Genomic DNA, 16,379 nt, shown 5'->3' on the forward strand with positions numbered 1-16,379 from the left:
AGACTGTTGCAGGCTATTTCGCGGCGAGGCCGGCCTGCTTGGCGATCAGGCGCCAGCTTTCCATTTCATCCTTGAGCATCGCGCTGAACTCGGCCGGCTGGTTGACGACCGGATCCATTCCGAGAGCCTCGAGCTTTTTCAGGACCTCGGGCGAGGCCATCGTCTCTTTGAGGGCGGCGTTGAGGCGCTCGACGATCGCGGGCGGCGTCTTTGGCGGTGCGAGAACCCCGAACCAGTTGTTCAGCTCGTAACCGGGCAGCCCGCTCTCGGAGAAGGTCGGGACATCCGGGGTTGCAGGAGAGCGTTCCTTGCTGGTGATGCCGATGATCTTCAGCTTGCCGCTGCTGATGAAAGCCTGCACCGGCGGCAACGATGTCCACAACAGCTGGACCCGGTTGGCGACCAGATCGGTAATGGCGGGCCCGTTACCCTTATAGGGCACATGCGTCAGCTTGATGCCGGCAACGCTCTGGAAGCGTTCGGCCGCCATGTGATTGCTGCCCCCGATGCCGCCCGAGGCAAAATTGATCGTTCCCGGTTTCGCCTTCGCCAGGGTGATGAGATCGCCTACGGTTTTCGCCGGGAAAGCCGCGTTGGCAACCAGATAATGCGAATAGCGCAGCACGAGGCCGATCGGAGCGAAATCCTTGATCGGATCGAAGGGGGCATTCGCCTGAATGATCGGGGTGATCGTGATGTCCGACGAGGTCAGCAGGATCGTGTAGCCGTCGGGAGCCGCCTGGCTGACGCCTACGGTTCCGATGGTGCCCGCCGCACCCGGCCGGTTCTCGACGATGACGGGCTGGCCGAGCTGTTTGCCGAGCGTTTCGCTGACGACACGACCGACGAAATCCGAGGTGCCGCCGGGCGGGAACGGAACGACGAGCTTGATCGGCTCGCTCGGATAGGTTTGGGCCAGCGCCGCTGTCGACAGGCCCGTAGCCACGAGCCCGGCCGCCAGAGCCATGCGAATGAATGGCATATCGTCCTCCCTCTCATTGCTCCCGGCATTGACGCCGGGTTCGATCGCTGCGTAATTGATATTTGATCAAATATCAAGGCAACGCGGATTGCAAGGGGACGAAGATGAAGCCGGAGGTCCTGCAGATCGGCCCGCTGCTGCCGGAGACGAGCGATGCGCTGTCGCGAACATATGTCGTGCGCCGCTATGACCTCGCGCCCGATCGCGATGCGTTGATCGCGGCAGTCGCGCCGCGTCTGACTGCGATTGCGACGCGCGGGGATTATCAGTTAAGCGGCCAATTGATGTCGCGCCTACCGAAGCTCAGGCTGATCGCATCCTCGGGCGCAGGCTATGACGGCATCGATGTGTCGGCCGCACGGGCCATGGGTGTCGCGGTCACCAACACGCCGGGCGTCGTCTCGGAATGTGTTGCCGACATGGCCTGGGCCCTGACGCTGACCACCGTCAGGCGCGTCCTCTTCAACGACCGTTTCGTCCGCCGCGGGGCCTGGGCAACCGAAAAACCGGCCTTGACCGACAAGGTCTGGGGTGAGCCTCTTGGCATCGTCGGCCTTGGTGGCATAGGCAAGGCGATCGCACGACGGGCCGAAGCCTTCAGAATGAAGATCGCCTATACTGGCAGGCGCGAACAGCCGGATACCGGCTACCGCTATTTCGCGGACATCCGCGATCTCGCGCGCTTCGCTCGTATCCTCGTGATCTCCGTTCAGGGCGGGCCCGGCACCGTGGGCCTCGTCGGGAGCGAGGTCATCGATGCGCTCGGCCCGGATAGCTATCTGATCAACGTGGCGCGAGGCTCCGTCGTCGATGAGCCTTACCTTGTCGAGGCGCTGCAGAATGGGCGCCTGGCAGGCGCCGGCCTCGATGTCTTTGCGCATGAGCCGAACGTTCCCGAAGCGCTGGCCGCACTGGACACCGTCGTTCTGCAGCCGCATCTGGGATCGGGATCCAACTATACGCGAATTGCGATGGGGCAGATGCTGCTCGACAACCTCACCGCCTTCTTTGAGGGCGAGCCTCTCCTCTCACCCCTACCGTGAAGCAGGGCTCGACGAACGATCGCCGCCTGCAATCAAGCGCACCAAGCCAGGATCGGAACTCCGTGGTTTACGGCAAGACATACTATCCGGATCATGCAAGCGAGGCTCCGGAGCACCTGGCGCCTGCGCTCAAGGTCGGCGCCACGACCTCCATGCAGGTTGCGGCGGATTTGCGCCGCCGCATCCTGCACGGCGAACTGGTTCCGGGGCAGCGCCTCAAGATCAACGAGATCGCCACGCTTTGCGGGGTCAGCCATATGCCGGTCCGCACCGCCCTGCAGGAGCTCGAAGCCGAGGGCATCGTCGAGCTGCACCCCAACCGTGGCGCCGAAATCCGCAGCATCAATGCCGAATACATCCGCAATGTGCTGGATGTGCGAGCCGGGATCGAAGTGATGCTGACCGGGCAAACCGCTGCGCTCATTGATGACGCGGGCGTGGCCGAGCTCACTGCCTTGGTGGACAATTTCGAGGAGAAGGCGACGACGCGCGAGGCAGCCACGATGCTGCATGCCAATTTCCGCCTCCACAATTTCATCAATCGGCTGCCGGGCAATTCGGAAGCGCTGCGGGTGCTTGATCGCGGGCGGCTACTCATCGAGGCCATTCGCGTGAAATATGCCTATGGCGGGGCGCGCATCGAGACGATCATTGCGGAGCACCGGCTGTTGTTGAAAGCCATCGCCAATCATGACGTCAAACGGGCTCGCGACATCGCGCAGACACATTGTGAAGGAGCCAGGAATCAATTGCTCAGATTCCTGAAGAACGGCGACTGGTAACGGTGGCAAGCGCCTGCCACGGCACCGCGACGCTGCCTGCCTCAGCAAGCATCAGCATAACCATTGCTTATAAGCGGCTCGCCAAACGTCATTTGACGGCATGCGGCGCGATCGGCCTCATGCGTCAAAGCATGGGGAGCACCGCGATGAACAAGACAACGATGGCCGTTCTGGCGGGCCTGCTGGCTGCGCCGGCTCTCGCCGCATCTCCGGCTCGGGCGGAAACGCTGCAGGTCGCTGTCGGCACCTCCGACATCACCAATATCGATCCGCATCGCGCCAACGGCTTCGACTCGATGCTGCTCAGCAACGTCTTCGATGGTTTGGTGCGGTTTCCGCCGGGCAGCGCTGACCCGGCCAAGCTCGAGCCCGACCTCGCCGAGCGCTGGGAGACTGCTGCCGACGGCAAGTCCTGGACCTTCCATCTGCGCAAGGGCGTCAAGTTCCAGGGCGGCTTCGGCGAAGTTTCCGCCGATGACGTTGTGTTCTCGCTGAAGCGCGCCTCCGATCCGAAGACCTCGTCCTTCGCCGGCAATTTCTCGTCGATCGCGGATGTGGTGAAGGTCGACGACATGACCGTTCGCGTCGAGCTGAAATATCCGAATGCTAGCCTGCTCGGGCTGCTCTCGAACTTCAATGGTGGGCGCATCGTCAGCAAGAAGGCGGCCGAGCAGATGGGCGCGGGCTTCTCGGCGAAGCCGGTCGGCACAGGCCCCTTCGCGATCGCCGAGCACGTGCCACAGCAATATGTCCGCCTGACCGCCAACAAGGACAGCTTCCGAGGCGTGCCGAAGATCGATGAAGTGTTCTGGCGCTTTGTGCTTTCCGACAGCAGCCGCGACCTTGCCTTCCAGTCGGGCCAGATTGACATGATCTATGGCCGGCGCGAGCAGCGTTGGGTGACGCAGGTCAAGGCACGCCCTGATGCCGTGGTCGACATCTTCGGGCTTGGCGAGTTCCGCACGCTGCATATCAACCGCAGCATCAAGCCGCTCGACGACATTCGGGTTCGGCAGGCGATCGCAGCGGCCATCGACGTCGATCAGATCGTTCGCTTCGTCGGCCCTGACGTCGCCAAGAAGGGCTGCTCGGTCGTGCCGCCGGGTTATCGCGGCGAGGACTGCTCCTGGACAGTGAAGGCTGACGTCAATCGCGCCAAGGCGCTGCTCAAGGAGGCCGGCCATCCCGACGGCATCACGCTGGCGGTTGTGGTCTCGAACATCTCCTCGCAGCTGCCGATCATGGAAGTCATTCAGAACCAGCTCGGCAAGGCCGGTATCAAGCTGGACATGAAGGTGGTCGATCATCCGACCTACCAGCAACAGATCCGCCAGAACGCCAGCGCGCTGGTGTTCTACGGCGCAGCACGCTTCCCGGTCGCCGACACCTATCTGACCGAATTCTACCACTCGGCTGCGACGGTCGGTAAGCCGACCGCGATCACCAATTTCTCGCATTGCGCCGTGGCCGACGCCGAGATCGAGCAGGCCCGCAAGGAGACCGACGCTGCCCGGCAGATGGCGGCCTGGAAGACCGCGCAGGAGAAGATCAACGCCGATGTCTGCGCCGTGCCGCTGTTCGAGCTGCAGCAGGTCTGGGCGCGCAGCAAGAAGGTCGATTACGGCTATGAGCTGAAGGGCGCGATCAACATCGCCCCGCAGATCACCGAGAAGACCACCGTCACGCGCTGAGCGCCTCCCGCATCAGCTCTCCGCCGCAGCGGCGGGCATGCCCGATGAAGAGATCGAGAAGGCCCGCATTGCGGGCCTTCTGTGCTTTGACCAGCAGGAAATGGTTGTCGATCGCCGGCTCGAAGCGCCGGATCGCGACACGGCCCTGCACCGGCCCCGCCATCAGCGGATGGACCAGCGAGAGGCCGAGGCCGTGGGCGACGAACTCGCAGAGCGTCGGCGCCGTCGTCACCTCCAGCACCAGACGTGGCTGCGAGCCGTAATTCGCCATGACCTCGTCGACGACGCGGCGGATCTCGACGCCCTCGTCGAAGCCCACGAAGGGCTCGTCATGAAGGTCCTCCGGCCGGACCACGGATTTCCGCGCCAGCGGATGGCTCGGCGGCATGATGCAGACCAGCGGATGCGACAGGAAGGGTTCGGTCTCGAGATAGGCATGCTCGACCCTGGCGTTCAGGATGCCGACATCGACCTGTCGGGTGGCGAGCCAGTCGGTGAGGCCCGGCGAGCCGCGCACGATCAGCGAGACGAAGACATGCGGTTCGCTCTCGAGGAAGCGCATCGTCACCTGCTGGATGAAATGGCCAGAGAGGGCCGGCAGCACGCCCACGACGAGCCGCCCCTTCTCCTCGCGGCGCACGGTCTCGACCGCGCGCTCGAGCTGGTGCAGCCCGGAGAAGACGCGATCCACCTCCTCATAGAGCCGCATGCCCTGGATCGTCGGCGCGAGCTTGCCCTTGACGCGGTCGAACAGCCGCAAGCCGGTGTCGTATTCGAGATTGGAGACGAGCTTGCTGACGGCCGGCTGGGTGACGTTGAGCGCGAGCGCGGCGGCGCTGACGGTGCCGTTCTCGATCACCGCGCGAAAGGCCTCGACCTGCCGTAGATTGATGCTTCTGGGCATAACTCTCTGGAATACACCGAGCCAAAAACGTTGTTGGACGTTTTAGCATTGCCTGTCGATATTCACCAGAAGGAGGTCGCGCAACCGCGACTGCTAAAAACGTCATGCAATACGCATTCAAACGAATATTGCTCGGACTACCGACGCTGCTCGCCATGTTCACGGCGATCTTCGTGATCATCCGCGTCGTGCCGGGCGATGCAGCTGCCGTGATCCTCGGCGACCAGGCCAGCACCGCGGCCCTCGACGCGCTGCGCCTCGAGCTCGGGCTGGACCGGCCGCTGCCCCAGCAATATCTCGGTTTCCTCGGCGGGTTGCTGCAAGGCGATCTCGGCACCTCGCTTGTGACGAAGCGGCCGGTGCTGGAAGAGGCGTTGCGCGTCCTGCCGAACACGCTGGAGCTCGCCGCCGCCTCGATCTTCGTCGGCCTTGCGCTCGGCCTGCCCTTCGGCATCTATGCCGCCGTCCACCGCAATGCCTGGCCGGACTATGTCGGTCGGCTGTTCTCACTGGTAGGCTTGTCCCTGCCGGCCTTCGTCTCCGGCATCTTGCTGCTCCTGGCCTTCGCCATCCAACTGCGCTGGTTCCCCGTGATCGGGACGAGCCAGAACGCTGGCCCCTGGGATCGCTTCCTCGGCGTCGCCCTGCCGGCGCTCAATCTCGGCATCATCATGAGCGCCTATGTGGCGCGGGTGACGCGCTCCTCGATGCTGGCGACCTTGGGCGAGGACTATGTCCGCACCGCCCGCGCCAAGGGCATCGGGCCGACGACGCTGGCGCTGCGCCATGTCCTGAGGAACTCGCTCCTGCCGATCATCACGGTGGTCGGGCTCTATTTCGGCACGCTGATCGGCAATGCGGTGCTGACCGAGATCGTCTTCAACCGCCCCGGGCTGGGGCGGTTGATCCTCAGCGCGCTGAACACCCGCGACTACACCTTGCTGCAGGGGTTGATGATCATCTTCGCCTCCTTCGTGGTGCTCGCGAACGTGTTGACCGACCTGGCCTATGCCGCGGTCGATCCGCGGATCAGGAACGCCTGAGCCATGAGCGCAACCTTCTCCACCCTGCGCGACACGGCGCGGTTCATCTCCCGCGGCGGTGTCTTTGCCTGGTTCGGCCTCGCCCTGCTGACGGCGATCGTGCTGATGGCGGTGTTCGCGCCGCTGATCGCGCCCTACGACCCTCTGGCGCAGGACATCGTCAACCGGCTGATGCCGCCCTCGAGCGAGTTCTGGCTCGGCACCGATTCCTATGGCCGGGACGTGCTGTCGCGGATCATCTATGGCGCGCGGGTCTCACTCTTCGTCGGGCTGGTCTCGATCCTGATCGCGATGACGCTGGGCACGGCGCTCGGCGTGATCTCGGGTTATATCGGCGGGCGCTTCGATGCCTTCGTGATGGCGTTGGTCGACCTGATGCTGTCCTTCCCGAGTCTGCTGCTCGGCATGCTGGTCGCCGCCGTGCTGGGAGCGAGCCTCGAAAACCTGATCATCGCGATCGCGATCACCGAGATCGCGCCCTTCGTGCGGCTGGCGCGGGCGCCGACGCTGGTGCTGAAGGAGCAGGAATTCGTCCAGGCGGCGCGCTCGATGGGCTGCACCCACCAGCGCATCATGCGCATCCACATTCTGCCCAACCTGATCGCCGACATCCTGGTGATGGGCTCGCTGTGGATGGCGACGGCGATCCGCACCGAAGCCTCGCTGAGCTTCATCGGGCTGGGCGTCAAGCCGCCGACGGCGACCTGGGGCGGCATGATTCGCGAGGGCTTCGAGAACATCCTCGAGGCCTGGTGGCTGGCGGTGTTCCCGAGCGTCTTCGTCTTCCTGACCGTGCTGGCGCTCAATCTTCTCGGCGACGGCCTGCGCGACGCCACCGACCCGAAACTGCGGCAGCGCGACTGACCCTGCAAGCAGCGCATGAACGACCACCCCGGAGCCTTGTCATGAGTGAAGCCAATTTCATCTATCTCAGCCAGGAGGACGCGGTGCGCTGCGGCGCCGGCGATGTCGCCGCCACGGTCGCCGACACCGAGCGGACCACGCTGCTGGCCTATCGGGGCAAGGCGATCGAGGCGCCGACCGCGACGCTGTTCTGGGGTGTTCCGGCCGAGAAACTGAAGAACTTCGTCGGCTATCCCAGCAAGAAGCGCGCGAATATCCACGCCGGCTATCTCGACGACGACGGCGTGATGAAGGTCGCGCTGAAGAACATCCCGAGCAACCCGGACAACCCGATCAATGGCAAAGGGCCGCGTGCCTCGGGCCTGGTCACGATCCTCGACCCGGAGACCGGCTATCCCCTCGCGCTGATGGACGCGATGGTGATCAGCTGCATGCGCACAGGCGCGCTCGGCGCCATCGGCGTCAAGCATCTGCGCCGGCCGGGCGCGCGCAGCGTCGGCCTGATCGGCGTCGGCCCGATCAACCAAGCCGCGATTCAGTGCACAGCCGAGGTGATGCCGGAGCTCGAGGTCGCCCATGTCTACGACCTCAACACCGAGCGCGCCAAGGCCTTCGCCGCCGAGTTCTCGCGCAAGCTGAACATCGATGTCCGCGTGGCCGATTCGGCGCGCGATGCGGTCGCCGACGCCGATGTCGTCATTCCCGCGACCAACGTCCAGACGATCGACGACGCCTACATCACGCCGGACTGGATGAAGAAGGGCAGCCTGCTGGTCGACCTCTCGATCTGGGACGCGACCTTCGAGACGCTCGCTCGCGCCGACGGCTATGTCATGAACTCGGCGATCAGCATGGAGCGCAAGACGATGACCCCGAGCGTCATGGTCGATCGCGGCCTGGCGAAGGAGGAAGAGATCATCGATCTCGGGAAGGTCATCGCCGGCGAGACCGGCGGGCGCCGCGACGACGACGATGTGATCGTCTACTTCGCCCGCGGCATGGCGATTTACGACGTGATGTGCGGCTACCGCGTCTATGAGAACGCGCTCAAGAACGGCGTCGGCGAGAAGCTGAGCCTGTGGCAGGATGCATTCTGGAGCTGAGAGCGAAGCCTAAAAAGGTGGTCGAGACAGGAACATTGCCGGTCTTGTCTCGACCGCACTTTCTACCCAAGCCTTTTGCATTCAAAGCGCAACGAACGGTCGTGATGCGGTCGTGTCGCTTCCAGCTGCGATCGGATCTCGGAACCGATCTCGCCGCTGTCGCTCCCAAGATCGGACGCGTCCCGTGCGCGCGATAGCCGCTCGCGCGCGGCAAAAAGATCAGCGGTAGACAAAATCCCGCAAGGCGAGCGAGATCCAGGGCATGTAGGTGATCAGCATCAGGCAGGCGAAGACGACGCCGATGAAGGGCAGGAGTGATTTCGTCATCCTGTCCAGCGAGATCCGGGCAACCGCGCAGGCCGCGAACAGATTGACGCCGAAGGGCGGCGTGATCATCCCAAGCGCCAGATTGACCACCATGACCATCCCGAAATGCACAGGGTCGATGCCGAAGCGCAGCGCGACCGGCGCCAGGATCGGTGCCAGCACGATGATCGCCGCCGAAGTCTCGATGAACATGCCGATCACGAACAGGAAGAGATTGACCGCGAGCAGGAAGGACCAGCCGCTGTCGAAGGTCGCGATGATATAGGCGCCGATCTGGGCAGGCACGCCGGCGCGCGTCAGCAGGAAGCTGAACAGGCCCGCCATCGCGATGATCAGCATGATCACCGATGAAGAGACCACCGATTTGCGCAGGATCGCGATCACCGTCGCGAAATCGAGCTCGCGATAGATGAAGCAGCTCACGATCAGCGCATAGAACACCGCGACGATCGAGGCTTCGGTCGGGGTGAAGACGCCGCCATAGATGCCGCCAAGGATGATCACCGGCATCATCAGGGCAAGGCCGGCAGCCCGCGTTGCCGCCAGCACCTGCATGCGCCCTTCGTGATCGTTGCGGCCATAGCCGCGGATGCGGCACCAGAGCCAGACCGAGAGCATCAGCGCGCAGGCGATCAGGATGCCGGGGCCGAAGCCGGCCACGAAGAGTTCGCCGATCGAGACCTCGGCTGCAACGCCGTAGAGGATCATCGGAATCGAAGGCGGGATGATGACCCCGAGCTCGGCCGCACTGGCCTGGAGCGAAGCCGCAAAGGAGATCGGATAGCCGTGCTTGACCATCGCCGGGATCAGGATCGCACCGATGGCGAAGGTCGTGGCTACGCTCGATCCGGACACCGCGGCGAAGATCATGCAGGTCAGGATGCAGGTGCAGGCGAGGCCGCCCTGCACGCCGCCGACCAGGCTCTTGGCGAAATCGACCAACCGCCGCGAAATGCCGCCCTCGCCCATGAGATTGCCGGCGAGGATGAAGAACGGCACCGCCGCCAGCGGAAACTTGTCGAGCGAGGCGAACGCCTGTTGCGCCACCAGCACCAGCGGCAGCGGGGTGTAGAGGCCGAGTCCCGCGACCGCCGCGAGGCCGACGGCCACAGCCACCGGCACCGAGAGCAGGAACAGCACGCACATCGTGACGAGCATCGTTGCAGTCATGGCAAATCGTCTTTCAGACCGCGGTTTCGAGCTCTTCGCGGCGTGGATCGAAGAAATGCGCGATCACGGCGAGCATCGAGACCAGCGCTCCGGTCGGGATCGCGGCATAGGCGTAGCTGATCGGAATCTCGAGCCCGGCCAGGTTCTGGAAGCGGACCCGCCAGACCAGATCGGCGCCGAACCAGAACAGGATCGCCAGCAGTGCGAAGGTCGCGATCGCGATCGCGGCTTCGAGAAGCCGGCGATTTCGCCCTTTGACGAGGCGGTAAAGCAGATCCACCGAAACGAGCGATCCGGCCCGCACCGCCGATGCCAGGCCGAGATAGGCCATCCAGATCAGCAAGGCGCGGATCAGCGGCTCGGACCAGGTTGCGGGTTCCTGGAGGATGAAGCGGGTCAGGACCTGGAAGAGCCCGACGCAGGCCGCCAGCGCCATCGCCAGGCAGCCGGCCGCGAGGCCGGCGCCGGTGACGATGCGCTCCGCGCCCAACAGCAGCGCGACCGCCCTGGACTGCCGCGCGCTCACTTCTGGTCCTTGATGCGCGCGATCGTCGCCTCGCCGAAGCGCTTGCCCAGCTCGGCGAAGGCAGGCTTGAGCAGGTCCTGGAACTTGGCGGTATCGACCTTCTCGACCACCTCGAGGCCGAGCTTGCGCAACTCGTCGATGCCGGTCTTCTCGACCTTGCCGACCTCGTCCTTGCAGATCGCCATGGCGCGCCGACCGGCCTCGACGAAGAGCTTCTGATCCTCCGGCGACAGCGCCTCGAAGGCACGGGGCGCCATGACGAAGCCGACCGGCGTGAAGGCGTGGTTGGTGATCGTCAGGTATTTCTGCACCTGCCCGAACTTGTTGTTGAGGATCGCGCCGATCGGGTTTTCCTGGCCGTCGACCACGCCCTGCTGCAGGGCCGTGAAGACTTCCGGCAGTGCCATCGGCGTCGGCAGCGCCCCCAACGCGCGCCAGATCTGGAGATGGATCTGGTTCTCCTGGGTGCGGATCTTCAGCCCCTTGACGTCGTCGGGGCCGTTGACCGGCCGGCGGCTATTGGTGAGCTGACGGAAGCCGATGCCTCCGAAAGCCAGGCCCTGAAGGCCTTTGGCCTTGAACTTGGCCAGGATCTCCTGGCCGATCGGGCCGTCGAGAACCGCCTGGGCATGGTCGAAATCTCGGAACAGGAAGGGGATGTCGAAAACCTGGACCTCGGGCACGAAATTCGCGATCACCGAGGTCGAGGGCACGGTGAGATCGACGGTGCCGAGCTGAAGTCCTTCCAGCACCTCGCGGTCGCCGCCGAGCGCGCCGCCGGGATGCAGGCGAATTTCGATGCGGCCGTTGGTCTTGGCTTTGATCTCTTCGGCAAAGGCCGTCATGGCGACGCCTTCGGGCGCCGTGACCCGGCCGACGAAGGCTAGATTGAGCACCTTCGGCTGCTGAGCCGACGCGGATGTCAGCCCGGCAAGGCAGGCCGCGCCGACGAGCGCGGAACGCAGGATGGATCTCAGTCGCATGGTCGTCTCCCTCTGGGTTCGCTCTCGGTTGAATCCGACGAGCCGATTATTCAATCGTCCAATGGTTCGTGATGAACGGCGCGAGCCGCTCGGGCGTCAGGTCAAGACCCAGGCCCGGGGCGTCCGGAACCGCAACCGCCCCGTCGGCGTCGAGCGGATGGCTGGCGAAGGCGGTGCGCAGCGGGTTTTCGGAAGGGTCATATTCGAACAGCGGCCAGCGCAGGCGGCCGCGCCGCTCGGGCAGGCAGGCCGCAAAATGCAGCGAGGCCTGGAAATTCACGACGGAGCCCCAGACATGGGGCACCAGGGCGACGTCGAACGCCTCGCACAGCGCCGAGATCCGCATCCCCTCGGAGAGCCCGCCGCACAGCCCGAGATCGGGCTGGATGAAGTCGAACACGCCGGCGGTGAGATAATCCCGGAAGGCGCGCAGGCCGAAGAGCGCCTCGCCGCCCGCCAGAGGCATCGGCGCCTTGGCGGCGAAGCGGCGATAACCCGGCAGGTCGTCATGCGCGATCGGCTCCTCGAGCCAGACCGGATCGACCTCCGCGAGCCGCCGGGCGATCGCGAGCGCGCCCTCGACGGTGAAGCCCTCGTTGAGATCGACCATCAGCGGCATGGCGTCGCCGATCTGGGCGCGGACCTTGTGGGCGGTTGCGCCGTCACGGGCCGGATCGCTGCCCATCCTGAGCTTGATCGCCCGGAAGCCGGCGTCGAGATAGCCGGCGATATCGGCCTCGAAGTCGCGATAGGGATCGCGGCCCGGCTTCATGAAGGGGCCGCTGACATAGGCCGGGATCCGGTCCCGCAGCTTGCCGCCGAGCAGGGCATGGACCGGCAGCCCGGCGATCTGCCCGGCGAGGTCCCACAAGGCGACGTCGAGCCCGCCGAGCGCCATCGTCGAGATGCCACGTCGGTCATAGCCGAGCCCGGCAGCCATCGCCTGCCAACCGGCGCGCGGCGTCGTCGCGTCGCGGCCGAGCAGGGCAGGGGCGAAATGCTCGCGGACAAGCGCGGCAGCCGCGCCGGGATAGGCCCAGGTCTCGCCCCAGCCGACCGCGCCCGTATCGCTGGTGACCCGCAGGAGCAGGGCGCCGCGGCGATCGAACATCTGCCGCGAATTGCCGACGGTCTCGCTCAGCTTCGCAGTGAGCTCGAATCCGTCGATGCGACGTATCTTGGGAGGCGCGGACAGCATGAACGGCAGGCAGGTTGCGGCAGGGACTCAACCGTTAATCAGCTTTGCCATCGCCAATCCAATTGGTTTATCTGCAGGGGTATCAATCAGGAATCTCAATATGAGAATGCGCCAGGCATGAGATTCACCATTGCGCAACTCGAGGCCTTCTTCTGGACCGTTCGCCTCGGCTCGCTGAGCAAGGCTGCGGGCCATCTCCACATGTCGCAGCCCACCATCTCGCTGCGCCTGCGCGATCTCGAGCAGGCGCTCGATGTCCGGCTGTTCCAGCGCAAGGGCCGGGGACTTGCGCCGACAGCGGACGGCCTCGCCCTGCTCCCGCGCGCTGCCGCCCTGTTGGAGGAAGCCGACCGGATCATGCTGCAGACCGACCCTGCGGTCGTGACCGGCAGTATCCGCGTCGGCTTTGCCGAAGGCTTCGCGATGACCTGCCTGCCGACCCTGCTGGAAACGGTGCGGGCGGATTATCCATTGCTGAAGGCGGAATACGTCGTCTCGATCAGCTACGAGCTGGAACGCGAACTCAATGACCGCAGGCTGGACCTCGCAGTTCTGGTCAACCCGATCGGGCGTCCCGGCATGAGGCTGGTTCCGCTTGGCGTGCAGGACACGGCCTGGGTCGCCTCGGTGAAATGGGGGCTCGGTCCGGAAGTCCGCCCCGCTGACCTCTGTCCCTTGCCGATCGTCAGCAATCAGCCGAGATCGGCCATGTTCCGACAGATCAAGGACTGGTTCGCGACCGCCGGCCTCGAACCGCTGCGCCACGATCTTTGCAACAGCGTCGCCGTGATCGGCCATCTCGTCTCGTCGGGCGTGGCCCTCGGCGTATTGCCCGTCCGGATGATGGAGGCCGACGTCAAGGCCGGTCTCGTCACGGTGCTGCGCCCGATTCCGGACCTCAATCACGGCAGGGTCTATGCAAGCTATCCGGAAGGGGGCCTGACTGCTCCGGTCAGCGCCATGCTGAAATCGATCCAGAAGGCCCTCGACGCGATCGACTATCTCAAGGTGGACGGCCCGTGCTGACGGGCTGGGCCGATATCAGCCCTCGCTCTCATGTCCCCTCCGCGCTGGCGGCAGCAGGAACGGCATCGTCCCCAGAACCCGTCGCGCCGCCGCGATCACCGCCTCGATCTCGGCGGTCGCTCCTCCGATGCGATGGCCGGCGCAAAGCGCGGCATGCGCGAAGTCCGGCACGGCCCGCAGCTTCACGATTTGCCCGTCGGCAAGAGCGGGCTCCATCAGCTTTACCGGCAGGAAGGCGGCGGCCACGCCCTCCTGAACCAGATGGGCGATGACCATCTGGCCCGTGCAAAAGTCCAGCCGGCGCGGTTTGACGTCTGCCGCGCTGAACCACTCGGTGATCTGGCGATGCATGGCGGATGGCGGGGGGTTGGTCAGGATCTGACAGTCCTGCAGATCGGCGGGCCGCACGATCGGGCCGAGGCCGAGGCTCTTGGCGGCGACCCATGCCGCCTCCTGGCGCCCGAGCTCGACCAGCCTGATCGCAACGCCGTCGCTGGGGTGGACCAGAAAGGCGACGTCGAGCCTGTGCTCGCGGAGTTCGTCCTCGAGCTGGGAGCTCGTGGCCACCGAGAGCTCCAGCCGCAGCCGCGGATAGAGCGCTCCAAGGTCCTTGAGGATCAGTGTCAGGCAGGCGACCGCGAAGGTTTCCGGCATGCCGACCTTCACCGTGCCGTGAAGCGCCCCGGTCGATCCTGCACGCTCGCGCATGCGGCCGAGTTCCTCGATGATCGAGATGGCGTGCCCGAAAAGCAACTCGCCGTCCGGACTCAGGCGCAGCGTCGAGCCGGCGCGATCGAAAACCTTGACGCCCAGCTCGTCCTGCAGGGATTTCAGCCGAAGCGACACGGTTGGCTGCGCGAGGAAAAGATGCTTCGCGGCCGCCTGCACGGAGCCGAGACGTGCCGTCCAGACAAAGGCCTCTAATTCCGCGATCGTCGGGCGCATTGAAAATTCCAATGTTGTCGCACGAGGTAATCCAATTGGATTTGCGATTGCAATGCGGCTTACGCTGCCTGCCAGAAGTCGAATAATCGACCTTTCCAGGGAGAGAGTGATGCAGCGACCGGTTCGTGTATTGGCGTTTCTGGCAGCCTTTGGAATGTCGGCGCTCGGCGCCCAGGCTCAGGATTTCCCGAAGATCAATCTCAAGGTCTCCGGTGGAAACCAGACGCAGAACCTGTTCCAGAAGGTCTACAAGCCGTTCTTCACCGAGATGCTCGCGGCAAAGACGAACGGCGCGATCACCACGACGTTCGGATCGCTCGAGGAGCTCGGCCTGCGCGGCCCCGAGGTACTGCGCCTGTTGCGGCAGGGCGTCTTCGATATCTCTGAGGCGACGATGTCCTACATGGCGGGCGAGGATTCCCGCTTCGACGGCCTCGATCTGCCCGGCGTGACCGTCGACATCGTCACGCAGCGCAAGGCTGCCGACGCCTTCCGCCCCGCGCTCGCCAAGGCGCTCGAGACGAAATACCACACCAAGCTGCTCAGCATGAGCCCGGTGGCGGCTCAGATGTTCTACTGCAAGGGCGAGATCACGGGGCTGGATTCGCTGCGCGGCAAGGCGGTGCGGACCTTCAACCGGGCAATGTCGCAGATGGTCGAGGGCGCCGGCGGCTCTTCGGTGAACGTTCCCTTCGCCGAAGTCATCCCGGCGATGCAGCGCGGCGTCGCGCAATGCGCGGTGACAGGCACGTCAGCCGGCAATACCGCACGCTGGTGGGAGGTGAGTGACCATCTCTATGCGCTGCCCATGGGCTGGTCGATGACGTTTTTCGGCGCCAATTTGAGCAGCTGGGCGAAGCTCGACCCGAAGACCCGCACCTTTCTCGAACAGCAGTTCGCCGAATTGGAGGATCGCATGTGGGTGCAGGCCGGCAACGACATCCAGGACGGCGTGAACTGCAACACCGGTCTCGGCCCCTGCAAGGACGGCATCGAAGCCAGTCCCAAGATGAAGTTCGTCACCGTCTCCGAGCCGGACAAGGCGGCCGCGCAGAAGATCCTGCGCGAGCGGATCCTGCCCGATTGGGCCAAGCGCTGCGGCACCGAATGCGTCACCGAGTGGAACGCGACGGTCGGCAAGGTCGCGGGCATCGAGGCCAAGGCGCAGTAACCCGCGGGCTTTTCGGGGCAGATTGCCATGAACGCATTTCACGCGATCGTCGCGGCCATCTCGCTCTGGATGGCCCGCATCGGCGGCCTGATGCTCGTCGGATCCTCCGTGGTGATCACCATGGAGATCCTGGCGCGCAAGGTGATCCATATCCCGTTCAGCGTTGGCACGGAGCTGTCGAGCTATGCGCTCGCCATCTCCGCGAGCTGGGCCTTCAGTTACGCCTTGTTGAACCGCGCCCATGTCCGGATCGACGTCATCAGGAACTGGACGCCGCCGCTCAGCAGGTTCGCCCTGGATGTCCTCGCGTTCGGTGCGCTCGGCGCCGTCGCACTCATCATGGCCTGGTTCGCCTGGGACACGGTCGATACCTCGTGGACCCTCGGTGCACGCGAGAACACCTCGCTGGGGACATTGCTGGTCATCCCGCAAGGGCTCTGGTTCGTCGGGCTGGTCTGGTTCGCCTTCGTCTGCGTGGAGCAGCTCGCTCTCGTCGCGCTCGCCCTCATGCGAGGTGACCGCGCAGCCGCTGCCGCAATGGTCACGACACCCGATGTCGCCGATGAAATCGAAGAGGCGCTCGACGCCGTCGACGCCCAACCCGTGATCCAGAGATAAGCG

The 16,379-nt window shown here is 64.8% G+C and carries 16 protein-coding genes; 9 read left to right on the top strand and 7 right to left on the bottom strand.

Annotated elements, in window-relative coordinates; all coding sequences use genetic code 11:
* Positions 1–13 precede the first annotated feature (13 nt).
* A complete protein-coding gene (locus FHT98_RS15610; protein WP_082617507.1) occupies positions 14–982 on the bottom strand; it encodes a Bug family tripartite tricarboxylate transporter substrate binding protein in 969 nt (322 codons plus the stop codon).
* 104 nt (positions 983–1,086) lie between these two features.
* On the opposite strand from FHT98_RS15610, the gene FHT98_RS15615 reads away from it, so the two are divergent.
* The 3 genes from FHT98_RS15615 (at position 1,087) to FHT98_RS15625 (ending at position 4,498) form a co-directional block, all read left to right on the top strand.
* Entirely contained in the window at positions 1,087–2,025 is a 939-nt protein-coding gene (locus tag FHT98_RS15615; protein ID WP_061969178.1) for a 2-hydroxyacid dehydrogenase, read from the top strand.
* Between the two features lie 62 nt (positions 2,026–2,087).
* The gene (locus FHT98_RS15620; RefSeq protein ID WP_061969016.1) at positions 2,088–2,807 is read left to right on the top strand and encodes a GntR family transcriptional regulator; all 720 of its coding nucleotides are present in this window, start codon (positions 2,088–2,090) and stop codon (positions 2,805–2,807) included.
* A gap of 146 nt (positions 2,808–2,953) precedes the next feature.
* Positions 2,954–4,498 carry an ABC transporter substrate-binding protein gene (locus FHT98_RS15625; protein ID WP_061969014.1) on the top strand — a complete coding sequence of 515 codons (1,545 nt, stop codon included), beginning with the start codon at positions 2,954–2,956 and terminating at the stop codon, positions 4,496–4,498.
* Here the strand turns inward: FHT98_RS15625 and FHT98_RS15630 are convergent.
* On the bottom strand, positions 4,488–5,402 hold the full coding sequence (locus FHT98_RS15630) for a LysR substrate-binding domain-containing protein (RefSeq protein ID WP_061969013.1): 915 nt from the start codon (positions 5,400–5,402) through the stop codon (positions 4,488–4,490). The genes FHT98_RS15625 and FHT98_RS15630 overlap by 11 nt on opposite strands.
* Positions 5,403–5,506: 104 nt before the next feature.
* Here FHT98_RS15630 and FHT98_RS15635 point away from each other — a divergent pair, with 104 nt between their 5' ends.
* The 3 genes from FHT98_RS15635 to FHT98_RS15645 are packed head-to-tail and all read left to right on the top strand — an operon-like array spanning position 5,507 to position 8,412.
* Complete coding sequence (locus tag FHT98_RS15635) at positions 5,507–6,445, top strand: ABC transporter permease (RefSeq protein ID WP_061969011.1); 939 nt, start codon at positions 5,507–5,509, stop codon at positions 6,443–6,445.
* Positions 6,446–6,448: 3 nt separating this feature from the next.
* Positions 6,449–7,309: an ABC transporter permease gene (locus tag FHT98_RS15640; RefSeq protein ID WP_061969009.1), complete on the top strand. Its 861-nt coding sequence runs from the start codon at positions 6,449–6,451 to the stop codon at positions 7,307–7,309.
* A 41-nt stretch (positions 7,310–7,350) separates the two neighbouring features.
* Positions 7,351–8,412 carry an NAD(P)-binding domain-containing protein gene (locus tag FHT98_RS15645; RefSeq protein ID WP_061969007.1) on the top strand — a complete coding sequence of 354 codons (1,062 nt, stop codon included), beginning with the start codon at positions 7,351–7,353 and terminating at the stop codon, positions 8,410–8,412.
* A 219-nt stretch (positions 8,413–8,631) separates the two neighbouring features.
* Here FHT98_RS15645 and FHT98_RS15650 read toward each other — a convergent pair whose 3' ends face one another.
* Genes FHT98_RS15650 through FHT98_RS15665 form a run of 4 tightly spaced genes read right to left on the bottom strand, consistent with a single transcriptional unit; the run spans position 8,632 to position 12,616 of the window.
* Complete coding sequence (locus FHT98_RS15650) at positions 8,632–9,909, bottom strand: TRAP transporter large permease (RefSeq protein WP_061969006.1); 1,278 nt, start codon at positions 9,907–9,909, stop codon at positions 8,632–8,634.
* Positions 9,910–9,922: 13 nt separating this feature from the next.
* The gene (locus FHT98_RS15655; protein WP_061969004.1) at positions 9,923–10,435 is read right to left on the bottom strand and encodes a TRAP transporter small permease; all 513 of its coding nucleotides are present in this window, start codon (positions 10,433–10,435) and stop codon (positions 9,923–9,925) included.
* The gene (locus tag FHT98_RS15660; protein WP_061969002.1) at positions 10,432–11,418 is read right to left on the bottom strand and encodes a TRAP transporter substrate-binding protein; all 987 of its coding nucleotides are present in this window, start codon (positions 11,416–11,418) and stop codon (positions 10,432–10,434) included. The genes FHT98_RS15655 and FHT98_RS15660 overlap by 4 nt, the downstream gene beginning before the upstream one ends.
* 46 nt (positions 11,419–11,464) lie before the next feature.
* Positions 11,465–12,616, bottom strand: coding sequence for a mandelate racemase/muconate lactonizing enzyme family protein (locus FHT98_RS15665; RefSeq protein ID WP_142114579.1), 1,152 nt, complete (start codon positions 12,614–12,616; stop codon positions 11,465–11,467).
* Positions 12,617–12,733: 117 nt separating this feature from the next.
* Between FHT98_RS15665 and FHT98_RS15670 the strand changes: the two genes are divergently transcribed.
* Positions 12,734–13,642: a LysR family transcriptional regulator gene (locus FHT98_RS15670; RefSeq protein WP_185745177.1), complete on the top strand. Its 909-nt coding sequence runs from the start codon at positions 12,734–12,736 to the stop codon at positions 13,640–13,642.
* 15 nt (positions 13,643–13,657) lie between these two features.
* On the opposite strand, the gene FHT98_RS15675 is transcribed toward FHT98_RS15670, so the two are convergent.
* On the bottom strand, positions 13,658–14,587 hold the full coding sequence (locus FHT98_RS15675) for a LysR family transcriptional regulator (protein ID WP_142114581.1): 930 nt from the start codon (positions 14,585–14,587) through the stop codon (positions 13,658–13,660).
* 109 nt (positions 14,588–14,696) lie between these two features.
* Here FHT98_RS15675 and FHT98_RS15680 point away from each other — a divergent pair, with 109 nt between their 5' ends.
* Entirely contained in the window at positions 14,697–15,758 is a 1,062-nt protein-coding gene (locus FHT98_RS15680) for a TRAP transporter substrate-binding protein (protein ID WP_162766210.1), read from the top strand.
* 27 nt (positions 15,759–15,785) lie between these two features.
* Entirely contained in the window at positions 15,786–16,376 is a 591-nt protein-coding gene (locus FHT98_RS15685; RefSeq protein ID WP_142114582.1) for a TRAP transporter small permease subunit, read from the top strand.
* Positions 16,377–16,379 lie beyond the last annotated feature (3 nt).

It is taken from the genome of Allobosea sp. AK1 (assembly GCF_006714945.1).
Classification (GTDB): domain Bacteria; phylum Pseudomonadota; class Alphaproteobacteria; order Rhizobiales; family Beijerinckiaceae; genus Allobosea; species Allobosea robiniae.